General features: G+C 56.8%; 10 protein-coding genes and 1 pseudogene. 1 reads left to right on the forward strand and 10 read right to left on the reverse strand.

The window, feature by feature from the left end:
* Positions 1-251: 251 nt before the first annotated feature.
* The 5 genes and pseudogenes from AAAC48_RS02610 to AAAC48_RS02630 all read right to left on the reverse strand — a co-directional run bounded on the left by AAAC48_RS02610 (position 252) and on the right by AAAC48_RS02630 (position 6,045).
* A pseudogene (locus AAAC48_RS02610) lies at positions 252-402 on the reverse strand (cold-shock protein).
* Between the two features lie 230 nt (positions 403-632).
* A complete protein-coding gene (tdh, locus tag AAAC48_RS02615; protein ID WP_340652676.1) occupies positions 633-1,670 on the reverse strand; it encodes an L-threonine 3-dehydrogenase in 1,038 nt (345 codons plus the stop codon).
* Positions 1,671-1,679: 9 nt separating this feature from the next.
* On the reverse strand, positions 1,680-2,870 hold the full coding sequence (locus AAAC48_RS02620) for a glycine C-acetyltransferase (RefSeq protein ID WP_340652677.1): 1,191 nt from the start codon (positions 2,868-2,870) through the stop codon (positions 1,680-1,682).
* A 122-nt stretch (positions 2,871-2,992) separates the two neighbouring features.
* Positions 2,993-4,810, reverse strand: coding sequence for an ABC transporter ATP-binding protein (locus AAAC48_RS02625; protein ID WP_340652678.1), 1,818 nt, complete (start codon positions 4,808-4,810; stop codon positions 2,993-2,995).
* Positions 4,811-4,833: 23 nt separating this feature from the next.
* On the reverse strand, positions 4,834-6,045 hold the full coding sequence (locus AAAC48_RS02630) for an aminotransferase class V-fold PLP-dependent enzyme (RefSeq protein ID WP_340652679.1): 1,212 nt from the start codon (positions 6,043-6,045) through the stop codon (positions 4,834-4,836).
* A gap of 135 nt (positions 6,046-6,180) precedes the next feature.
* Between AAAC48_RS02630 and AAAC48_RS02635 the strand changes: the two genes are divergently transcribed.
* The gene (locus AAAC48_RS02635; protein ID WP_340652684.1) at positions 6,181-6,984 is read left to right on the forward strand and encodes an IclR family transcriptional regulator; all 804 of its coding nucleotides are present in this window, start codon (positions 6,181-6,183) and stop codon (positions 6,982-6,984) included.
* Between the two features lie 4 nt (positions 6,985-6,988).
* Here AAAC48_RS02635 and AAAC48_RS02640 read toward each other — a convergent pair whose 3' ends face one another.
* The 5 genes from AAAC48_RS02640 to AAAC48_RS02660 all read right to left on the reverse strand — a co-directional run.
* Entirely contained in the window at positions 6,989-7,477 is a 489-nt protein-coding gene (locus AAAC48_RS02640; protein ID WP_340652685.1) for a RidA family protein, read from the reverse strand.
* 19 nt (positions 7,478-7,496) lie between these two features.
* Complete coding sequence (locus AAAC48_RS02645; RefSeq protein WP_340652680.1) at positions 7,497-8,726, reverse strand: amidohydrolase/deacetylase family metallohydrolase; 1,230 nt, start codon at positions 8,724-8,726, stop codon at positions 7,497-7,499.
* A gap of 2 nt (positions 8,727-8,728) precedes the next feature.
* Positions 8,729-9,598: an ABC transporter permease gene (locus AAAC48_RS02650; RefSeq protein WP_340652681.1), complete on the reverse strand. Its 870-nt coding sequence runs from the start codon at positions 9,596-9,598 to the stop codon at positions 8,729-8,731.
* Complete coding sequence (locus AAAC48_RS02655; RefSeq protein ID WP_340652682.1) at positions 9,598-10,539, reverse strand: ABC transporter permease; 942 nt, start codon at positions 10,537-10,539, stop codon at positions 9,598-9,600. The genes AAAC48_RS02650 and AAAC48_RS02655 overlap by 1 nt, the downstream gene beginning before the upstream one ends.
* Before the next feature lie 87 nt (positions 10,540-10,626).
* Positions 10,627-11,844, reverse strand: a 1,218-nt coding sequence (locus AAAC48_RS02660) for an ABC transporter substrate-binding protein (RefSeq protein ID WP_340652683.1), incomplete at its 5' end; no start/stop codon positions are given.

The following is an 11,844-nucleotide window of genomic DNA, read 5'->3' on the forward strand; positions in this document are numbered from 1 at the left end:
CAGCTCCAAAATCGGATGGATGAAAACGCCAAACCTTCCTTTCCTCAGTACAGGTGGATCGGAGGGCAGAGGCGCTGTCGCACCTCTAATTTGCCCATATGTCTCATTACTAAATTGCTGCTACACAGGTGTGTGGCATAATAGGTATTATGGAACCAGGTCGTAGCGCCGCTGACGCCTGTGAACTACAATTCAAGAGGCCAGACCTATCCTCGATCGGCCCTCTTCGCCAGCCGTTATCAAGGTGAATGTTAGCCGGCGCTCAGTTGATCAGCTGACATCTTGCCTGATCTTTTATCCTGAACCAGTTCATAGCTGATCTTCAGTCCGTCCGCGCAATCCAGCGCGCTCGACGGCTGAAATGTGTACGAATACGTCAGCGCCGCCGTTGTGAGGTTGGATAAACCCAAAACCCTATTCCGAGAACTCGGGCAACTTTAACTGCAATAACTGAAAATAAAGGAACTTGAGGAGTTACACAACGCCCGAGTAAGCGGTCAAAACGTACAGCCTATTCCGCGCACTTCCCCATTACACGTTAATGCGAATGACGAAGCACAAATATAGAAAGACGGTCCCGAGGGACTTGGTCGCGTAACCCCCTCTTTATGGAATTTGTGCGATTTGCCCGGTCAATTCCAGCTCAGCACAACCTTGCCGGAACTGCCGGATCGCATCGCATCGAAGCCTGCCTGAAAATCATCGATCGGCAAACGGTGGGTGATGATGGGCGACAGATCAAGCCCGCCTTGAACGAAGGCGATCATCTTGTACCAGGTCTCAAACATCTCGCGTCCGTAGATGCCCTTCAGATTGAGCATTTTGAAGATGACCTTGTTCCAGTCGATCTCGAAGCCTGTCGGCGCGATGCCGAGAATAGCGATCTTGCCGCCATTGTTCATCTTGTCGATCATGTCGCGAAAAGCCGGAGCGGCGCCTGACATTTCCAGCCCCACATCGAAACCTTCGGTCATGCCGATTTCGCGCATGACGTCGGTAAGGTTTTGCGATGATGCGTCGACGACATAGTCGATGCCGAGTTTGCGGGCGAGCGCGAGACGCGCTGGATTGATATCGGTGATGACCACCTTGCGGGCGCCGGAACGCTTGGCGACCAGCGCACCCATGATGCCGATCGGACCGGCGCCGGTGACCAGCACATCTTCGCCGACGAGATCGAAGCTCAATGCCGTGTGGACGGCGTTGCCGAACGGATCGAATATCGCGGCAACCTCATCTGAAACATCGTCGGGGATAGGTACGACATTGGCTTCGGGAATGCAGACATATTCACCGAATGAGCCCGGACGGTGCACGCCGACGCCGAGGGTATTGCGGCAAAGGTGTCCCCTTCCCGCACGGCAATTGCGGCAGACGCCGCAGACGATATGGCCCTCACCGGAGACCCGCTGCCCAACCTTGTATTTGGTCACGGCCGAACCGATCTCAGCGATCTCACCGCTGAATTCATGACCGACGACCATCGGCACCGGGATCGTCGCCTGGGCCCATTTGTCCCAATTGTAGATGTGGACGTCCGTTCCACAGATGGCGGATTTCTTGACGCGGATCAGCACGTCGTTCGGACCCGGTTCGGGAACGGGTACCCTTTCCATCCAGATGCCAGGTTCCGCCTTGGCCTTGACCAGTGCCTTCATCATGTTCGACATGGTTTTATCCTATTTGATGATGCCAAGATCCCGCCCTACTTCGGCGAAAACATCGATCGCGCGAGCGACATCTTCGGTGGTATGAGCCGCCGACATTTGCGTGCGGATGCGAGCCTGGCCCTTGGGCACGACCGGGAATGCGAAGCCGATGACATAAACGCCCTTTTCCAGCATGCGCGATGCCATTTCCTGTGCCAGTGTCGCTTCGCCGAGCATCACCGGAATAATCGGGTGGTCGCCACCGGCCAGGGTGAAACCAAGCTTTGTCATGTCACGGCGGAAATGTGCGGCATTCGCACCAAGTCGTGCGCGCAGGTCAGCGCCTTCGTCGATGAGGTCGAAGACCTTCAAAGATGCGGCTGCGATAACCGGTGCCAGCGTGTTGGAGAAGAGATAGGGGCGCGAGCGCTGGCGCAGCCAGTCGATCACTTCGCTTTTGCCCGACGTATAGCCACCCGATGCACCGCCGAGTGCCTTGCCGAGCGTACCGGTGATGATATCAACACGGCCTTCGACGCGGCAATGTTCCGCAGAGCCGCGCCCGTTTTTGCCGACGAAGCCGACTGCGTGGCTGTCGTCCACCATGACCAACGCATTATATTTCTCAGCCAGGTCGCAAACACCCTGAAGGTTAGCGATGATGCCATCCATGGAGAAGACGCCGTCGGTGGCGATCATCTTGAAACGGCTGCCTTCGGCCTTTTTCAGCTCTTCCTCAAGTGCTGCCATATCGTTGTTGGCATAGCGGAAGCGCTTGGCCTTGGACAGTCGCACACCATCTATGATCGAGGCATGATTAAGCGCATCCGAGATGATCGCATCTTCGTCACCAAGGAGCGTTTCGAACAGGCCGCCATTGGCGTCGAAACAGCTGGAATAAAGGATCGTATCTTCAAGGCCGAGGAAACTGGAAATGCGCGCTTCAAGCTGTTTGTGCTCTTCCTGGGTGCCGCAAATGAAGCGTACTGAGGCCATGCCGTACCCGTAGCGGTCAAGTGCTGCCTTGCCGGCCGCAGCCAACTCTTCGTTGTTGGCAAGACCGAGATAATTGTTGGCGCAGAAATTCAGAACCTTGGCGCCCGTCGAAATCTCGATCTGACCGGCCTGCTTGGAGGTAATGACGCGTTCGGACTTGTAAAGTCCGGTCTCCTTCAGCCCTGCCAGTTCGCGTGAAAGATGGTCGATGAAGTGCTTGGTCATGATGCCGCTCTATCGTGTTACCGGTGGCGCAGGAATGCCACGGCGCCAAGGTGAATGATAGAGGAATTTTCGGCATGCTGCATCGGCCACGCGACCTTTTCGGCCGCGATTGCCTCTATAATTTACTGCATCTGCACCAGATGCCCTGCCGAGATCTCTGCATATTGACGTACCGGAACAACAAAATCCGGTGCTCGCACGGGGCTTTTGATCTCGTCGTTGGAAACCGGCCGTTTGAAGCCGCGCCGGGCTGGATCGGGAACGGGCACTGCGGAAATCAGCTTCTTTGTATAGGGATGTTGTGGGTTTTCGAAGATTGCGGCGCGGGGTCCGATTTCGACGATCTCACCGAGATACATGACGGCGATACGATGGCTGACCCGTTCGACGACCGCGATATCATGCGAAATAAATAGATAGGCGAGATTGAGGCTCGCCTGCAGATCGAGTAGCAAATTAATGACCTGAGCCTTGATCGACACATCCAGTGCTGAAACCGATTCGTCCGCGACGATAATCTTGGGATCGAGTGCCAGTGCACGAGCAATGCAGACGCGTTGACGCTGGCCACCGGAGAATTCATGCGGGTAGCGCCCTGCCATGTCAGCCTTCAGGCCAACCCGCTCCAGCAGATCCGCTACCCGCATGCGCGCCTGCGATCGCGTTCCAAGCTTGTGCTCGAGATACGGCTCGGCAATCGCGGCACCGGCAGTCATGCGCGGGTTGAGGCTTGCGAACGGATCCTGGAAGATCATCTGCATGTTTCGGCGCATGTCGCGCAGCTGCTTCTGATCCATGGTCAGAACGTCCTGGCCGTCGAGCAGGACCTGGCCGCCTTGCGCCTGGACAAGGCGCATTATCGAGCGCCCTGTCGTCGACTTGCCACAGCCAGATTCGCCAACCAGCGACAGGGTTTCGCCGGGCTTTAACGTGAAAGACAGATTCTCGACTGCATGCACGCGGCCTTCAAGCTGTCCGAACATGCCGGAATGGATATTGAAACGTGTGGTGAGATTGCGCACTTCAAGGAGTGGCTGGGCTTCGGTCTGGACTGTATCGGTTGCTTCGACGGGTGTATCGGAGGTACCTGTTGCGCGGTCGACAACAGGGAAACGCAAGGGTCGCTCGCGGCCCTTCATCGATCCCAGAACAGGTACGGCCGATAGCAGCGAGCGCGTGTAGGGGTGTCGCGGCCGCGTGAAAATATCATTGGTCGCGCCGGTCTCGACCGCTTCGCCATTGTACATGACAACTGTGCGGTCGGCGATTTCCGCGACAACGCCCATGTCGTGGGTGATGAAGAGTACGGAAGTGCCCTCCTCGTCCTGTAACAGTTTGATGAGATCGAGGATCTGGCCCTGGATGGTGACATCCAGCGCTGTGGTCGGCTCATCGGCAATCAGCAGTTTCGGTTTGCTGGCAAGGGCCATGGCGATCATAACGCGCTGACGCATGCCACCCGAGAAACGATGCGGGTATTCATCAAATCGCGATCTGGCGGCCGGAATACGGACTTTCTCCAAAAGCCGAATGGTTTCCGACTTCGCGTTTGCCTTTGAGATGTTGTGGTGACAGAGTAGCGCCTCGCTGATCTGCTGGCCGATCGTGAACAGCGGGTTGAGGCTCGTCATTGGTTCCTGGAAAATCATGGCCACATCATTGCCTCGAACGGCACGCATCTGGTTTTCTGGAAGTGCGAGGATATCCTTGCCTCCCAGCAATATCCTGCCTTCGATGCGGCTCTTGTCCTTTTGCAGGAGCCGCATGATCGAGAGCGACGTGACACTCTTGCCTGATCCGGATTCGCCAACGATGGCCACCGTTTCGCCAGGCGCAACGTCGAATGAGACGTTGCGCACGACGGGTCGCCACTGACCGTCTGCCAGAAAAGACGTAGTCAGATTCGAAACCGAGAGAACCGGGGCGTTGGGCTTTTCCATAGGCTATCCTTTCAACGTTCCGATCAATCAGGCCAGCGCATAAGGCCGGCGATGCGGCGCGCATAGCGCGCTTCGAAGGGTGTTGCGATGATCTCGTTTGATGCCCTCGCCCTGTTGAGTTCCTCCTCAAGACGGTTCGCCACGGCCTTTTCCTCACCCGGATGCAGGTTGCATGGATCCATATAAAAGAAACCATGCTCGGCTTCGTGGTCTCGGACGATCACAGGACGCTCGCCACGGGCAAGCGCATCGGCGAGATCCCACGCGGTGATATGCGCTTCCTGCGGATCGACGCTGACTCGCAGCCGGTCAAGCGGATTGTGGGTCGGATCAGGCTCGATCTCGGCAGTGACGCCCGGCTTTCCGGTCAGTGTCTGCTTCCACAGGTTGAGGTACTCGGTTTCCTTCTCGCGAATGCCGGCGTGGTCGCGCTTTTCCCAAGCTTCAAGCGCGGCGATCGTCCCAAGGATGCTCTCCTTGCCAAGCTTCATACCGCGGCCGATGCCCATATTCTGCAGGAAAGCATCGCGCACCAGCTCCTTGCGTCCGGCAACGATGCCGCCTGTTGGACCGCCAAGAAACTTGTGTGCCGAATAAAGGGCGATGTCTGCACCCTGCTCGAGGAAGATCTTGAGATCATATTCGGAGGCTGCATCGACAATGACTGGGATGCCGCGCGCATGGCAAATTTCGGCAAAGTTCTTCAATGCAATGAGGCCGTATTGAACCGTATGATGCGACACGACGAAGACAGCGGCTGCCGTACGCTCGTTGATGGCGCCGTCAAGGTGGTAAGGATAGCAAGAAGTGGCTTGGCCAATCAGCACCGCCTTAGCGCCCGCGAGCCGTATGCCTTGATCAACCGGCGCACCGTAGCTCACGACGTGGCCTGTCTGGATGATCACTTCGTCCTTCAAGCCTGTCGTGTCCGGCAGCCGCTCGATCGCAGCAAGGTCATTTCCAGTCATGGTTGCAGCCACGGCAAGCGTAATCCCCGCAGAGCACGATGCCGTGACAAAACCCGCCTCCCCGCCCGTTAGGCGCGCGATCGCCGGGCTCGCCAGCTTGTGCAAATCGTTGATTTCCACGAATTGCGGGAGTATGGCAGTCATAGCGGCGACAGCTTCCGGCACGACAATCGAAGCGCCAAGCGATGTCATCGTGCCCGACACATTGATGACGGGCCTGAGGCCGAGAGATTGGCGGATATCGGGCAGCGTATGAGAGTCGGTCATGCTATTCTCCAATGAATTGCTGCCGTCGGCAACATATTCCGTTTGCTTGGCATATATGCCGTTATAATGTAATAAGAGTCGGGAAACTCAATCGATCCTGTCAGGAGCCTGAAATTGGACGCAAAGACATCAGACATGGAAGCCACCGGAGGCTTTGAGAAATCCGAAAAGGTTACCCGGCGTTCGCGCGTCAGCGGAATTGACCGCGCTCTTCAGGTCCTCGACTATCTTTATGATACCGGCAGCCCAGCCGGCGTCTATGCCATCGCCAAGGCAATTGGAGCACCGTTGTCTACGGTCTACGTTATCATCGATGATCTGGTCGAAAAGAACATGCTTTCGCGCAACAGCGACAGTTCGGTCTGGTTGGGCGCGCGGCTTTACCATTATGGTCTCGCCTATGCGCGTTCCCTGGATTTTCTCAACGTCGCCAACCACGAGATGCACAATCTCAGCCGCGTTTCGGGCGAGACGGTGCAGGTTTGCGGCCGCGACGGCGACCACATGATGGTGCTGGCTATGGCTGATGGCCCGGGGCATTTCCAGGTGACGTCCCGCGTCGGCACCCGCGTGCCACTCAACTGGACGGCATCCGGCCGCCTCCTTGTTGGCCATTTGCCCGAAAAGGAGCGGCTCGATCTTTTCGAACATTGCGCCAAATCCTCGCCGACGGGCCGCGCGGTCATTGACCCGGCCGTTTTGTCGGAGTCGGCAAGGCAAGCCTTGCAGGCGCGCATTTCCATCCAGGCGGGCGAATCCGACTATGCCGTCGCCTGTGTTGCCTCGCCGATCTGCGACGACAAGGGTGCATGCATCGCGACCATTTCCATCGTTCTTCCGGAGCAGAAGATTACCGATAATCCCGAACGCTACACGGCCGAGGTCAAGGCATCGGCGGAGCGGATCGAAACGGTGATGGGCTGGCGCGGTCATTCGTAAGCCCCTAGTCTTTCAAGGCGATAATCGCCTCGATCTCCACGGTGATATTGCCCGGAAGCGAGCCGAAACCGACCGCTGAACGTGCGTGATTGCCGGCTTCTCCGAATACGTCTATCAAAAGATCGGAACAACCGTTGATGACAGACGGGTGATCGGCGAAATCAGGCAATGCATTGACCATGCCGAGCAGCTTCACCACACGCTTTACCCGACGAAGATCGCCCAATGCGGATTGCATGACGGCAAGCAGGTTGATGCCGGTAAGACGCGCATGCTTGTAAGCCTCTTCGACGGTCACATTGCCGCCGACTTTTCCTGTGTGCATGAACCCGTCATCCTCACGCGGTCCCTGTCCCGACAGGTAGAGCATATTGCCTTCCTGAATATGGGTAACGAAGTTGGCAATCGGGCTTGGAGCGGGCGGCAGAGTGACGCCCAGTGCCTTCAGGCGGTCATAGGGCGAAATGTCAGCGTCGATTGCCGGGCTTGATATGTGGCTCAAGACTTGTTCCTTAGCGGTATGAATAAGGCGCGATGGCGCCGGATGTTTCAGGCTTAACCGGTTGATAACGGCTCGCGGTTATTGGCTCGCTGCCAAGCACGGCCCAACGTGGTTCGAACAACTTGTCCAGCCGCGCTTCGTAACCCATCGAGTCGATCACCGTGAGATCAGAATCGGGCAGTTCGAAAATGGTAAAGTCCGCACGGGTGCCTACTGACAGCAGATTTTCTGTTGGCAGGTTGATCGCGGATGCTGGCGAGATCGTCACCGCTTCCACTACCTTGTCGAATGGCATGCCGACGCTCAAAAGTTTCGACATGGTCGTGCCAAGGTCCCAAACAGCGAAGTTTAGGCTGCGCAGGTGAATGTCGGTTGAGATCGAGAAGGGTAACAGACCGCGTTGGATTGCGACTTCGGCCACGCGGAACGAGAACGAGGCGCCGCCGTGACCGATGTCGAGGCGAATCCCCTCACCTGCGCAGCGTGCAGCCAGTTCGAACAAGTCGTCATCTTCCATGATGCTGCTGCCGACTTTGCCGTTGAAGCAATGAGTGATGATGTCACCTGGTCCCAGAATCTCCAGCACTTCGTCGTAGAGTGCAGGCGGCTCGCCCACATGGACCATCATCGGGATTTTGAGAATTTTGGCGAGTTTCTTGCCTACTTTGACCGGTGTTACGCCCCATGACCCAGTAATGACGTGGCTGGCACGTACCTTTAGGCCAACAATGTGATCTCGGTTTTCGTTGACGCAAGCGACCGTGCGATCGATATCGATCGAGCGAATATCGCTGAGTTCGCTGACGCGGTTGCAGGCGACCAAGCCGATCGAGCCCAGATTCAAGAAGGCCTTGATACGTTCACGCGCCGGATCAATGATATATTCGCGGAAACCATGGAAATTGGCTTCACCGGCCGAACCCGCATCGACGATGGTCGTCACGCCGCGCTCGACGCCGCAAAGCTGCGGGCGAACAGAAATATCGGTGCCTCCGTGCCAGATATGCGTATGCAGATCGACCCAACCCGGCGAAATCCACGCGCCCTTAGCATCGACACGGCGAATGTCGGACTGAATATTCAGGGACGGGCCAAATTCAGCGATCTTACCATCCGCGTCGATCAGGATGTCGATGTTCGAGAATGGTGTGTTTGGTCCAAAGGCAATCGGTTTGACGTTGGTCAGCAACAAACGACCTTCCATTGAAAAAGAGTCGGCGGTTGCGGAAGAGGCGGACATAATCAGAGATCCTTTCTGAGGCGGGGGTCGAGAAGGTCGCGGAAACCATCGCCGACCATCTGCAGGGAGAGGACGGCAAGCACGATGGCAATGCCGGGGAATAGGGTCATCCAGTCAGCCTTGCCGATATATTGCCGGCCAGAAGCGATCATCGTGCCCCAAGTTGGTACTTCCGGACTGACGCCGAGACCGAGGAAAGACAGGCCGGCTTCTGCCAGCATGGCATTGGCAAAAAGGAACGTACCTTGGACGAGAATGGGCGAGAGCAGATTGCGCAGGATATGCCGCGTCATGATGTGCCTCGTCGAAATGCCGAGTGATGTCGCCGCCTCCACATAGGGCAATTCACGGATAACAAGCGTCGAAGCGCGAACAATACGGGCAAGCCGCGGCGCGTAGACGATGCTGAGCGCGACAATGACGGTTGTTAGCGAAGGTCCGAGGGCCGCGACTAGAGCAATCGCGAGCAGGATGTCCGGAAAGGACATCATTGCATCGATTAGCCGGGTAATCGGTGCGTCGAGCTTCTGGAAAAAGCCAGCGAGCATACCAAGAGTGACCCCGATCAGCGATGCCAGCGCCACGACGGCAAAGCCCACCATCAACGATAGCCGCGCGGAGAAGATCGTGCGCGAGAACACATCACGGCCGAACTCATCCGTACCGAAGAACCATTTCATGTCCGGCGGCTTGAGCCTGTTGACGATGGACAGCTTATTTGGCGCGTAGGGTGTGATCAGCGGCGCAAACACCGCAAGTGTCACGAAGATCGCGAGGACAACAAGCCCGAACAGTACGGTCTTTCTGCGGATCAGAACACGGAAAAACTTGGAGCGTTCGCTTAATGGGGCGGTGGTTATGATTTCAGTCATCAGTAGCGCACCCTTGGGTCAATGAAGAGGTAGAGCATGTCGATGGCGAAATTGATAAAAACATAGAGCGCTGCGATGATCAGTAGCGCGCCCTGGATGACTGGATAATCGCGGCGGAGCACGGCGGACACGACCAGACTGCCGACGCCGGGCAGACCGAAGACGGTTTCCGTTACGACGGCACCCGAAATCAGCACGGCTGCGGTCAGGCCAATCACGGTGAGGATCGGGATCAAGGCATTCTTGAAGGCATGCATTAAGACAACACTTCGCTCATTGACACCTTTGGCGCGGGCGGTGCGGATATAATCATCACCAAGCACATCGAGCATGGACGCACGGGTAAAGCGCATTATGAGTGCGGAGGAGACGATGCCAAGCGCGAAGGCCGGGAGCACGAGATAGCCGAGCCGTTCAGTTAATGATGTGCCAGGGCCACCATAACCGGATACCGGGAAGAGACCGAAGCGCACGGCAAAGATCTGCATGAGGATCAGGCCGAGCCAGAAGCTTGGGATGCTCGCGGCCAGCATCGCCAGCGCGGTCGCGGCCTGATCGAAAAGTGATCCGCGCCGATAGGCCGCGTAGACACCAATCGGAATGGCAATGACACTGGCAATCAGCAGCGAAAAGATCGTAAGAAAGAATGTCGGCTCAGCACGCTGGGCGAGTGCCTGCAGCACCGGCTGATTGAGGAAGATCGACTGACCTAGATCGCCCCTTAACAGGTTACCTATGAAATATACATATTGCAGTAGGACGGATTGATCGAGCCCAAGCTGCTGGCGCAGAGCGGCGATGTCCGCGGCCGTCGCTTCCGGACCAAGCATGACGGCGGCGGGATCGCCTGGCGTGACACGAACGATGATGAAGACAATTGTCACCACCAGGAACATCACAATGATCATGCCGACAAAGCGTTGAAATATGTAGCGGAGCATTGTTGCGGATCGATCCTGTTTGCAGGAAATTTAAGTCAGGAATCTGCGCGGACGGACGATTTCCGTCCAGCGCCAGCTATTATTGCATTACTGCTTGAGCGACACGTTCCAGAAATAAGGCCACGGTGCCGGTGTGAACCCCTCCAGCTTTGGCGACTTGGCCGAGAGCGCATTGAAATCACCGATCTTGATAATCGGGACCTCGGCATAGATCACCTTCTGCACTTCGGCCCAAAGGGCGACGCGCTTCTGTGGATCGACCTCCGAATTGAACGCATCGACCGCTACTTTGCGGGCAGGCGTATCCCAATTGCCCGGAGCGCTGGTCGACATGGCTCCGATCAGGGCGGGTTCCGGCAGGAACGGGCTGTGGCTGATATAGATGTCCCAAAGCTTCGGATCGGCGCGGCGCTGCGTCAGCGTTGCCCAGTCAACGACCTGCATGTCGACGGTAAAGCCCGCAGCTTTCAGATACTCAGCCGCTACTTGCGCCATCTTGTAGTGGAACTCGTATTGGCGGCTGGTCAAAATACGCAGGGGTTCGCCATTGTAACCGGCTTTCTTCAACTCCTCCGCGGCCTTTTCAGGATCGGCGACGTTGTACGCGCCTTCGGTGCCAGCGTCTGTTTTCCAGCTGTAACCGTCAGGGTACATGGACGGATTGAGCGAATAGAAATCTGTGCTGCCAAAGGCTGCCGCCAACATGTCTTCTTCGCTGAGCGCATCGCGAATGGCCAGGCGCAAGTCCTGGTTCTTGGTGATACCCTGGCTCGTATTCATGACGAATACCGGCCAGCCGAATGGTTTCAGGAGTACGGCTTCGGTCGCCTTCTGGCCCTTCAACCGGTCATAAGCCTCAACGGGCAGGCTGTCGACATAGTCGAATTGGCCGGAGAGTGCTCCTTCAACACGTGTATTTGCATCCGGCACGGGCACGAAGCGGATTTCGTCAAGATACTGGTGCCGCGCGCCGCCATATCCGTTTTCGTCACCGTCGGGGGATTTGTAGCCGTCGAAGCGTGTCAGCTGGATATATTGGTCGGCCTTTCGCTCCTTCAGGATATAGGGTCCGGTCCCGATTGCTTCGGTCATCGGATTTTGCTGTTTCTCGCTTGGGAGGATGATCGCTGCAGCATTGTTGAATGCCAGCAGTGACACGAGCGGAGCGTAGGGTGCGTTGAGCGTGATTTTGACCGTCGCAGGATCGACTGCGTCGATTGATGCGATCATTGGAGCGGTCTGCTTGCCGCGCGATGCGATCTGGGTCCAACGCTTCAGCGAAGCAACGACATCGGTCGAATCCAT

The organism is Phyllobacterium sp. (genome assembly GCF_037994405.1).
In the GTDB taxonomy this organism is placed as follows: Bacteria; Pseudomonadota; Alphaproteobacteria; order Rhizobiales; family Rhizobiaceae; genus Phyllobacterium.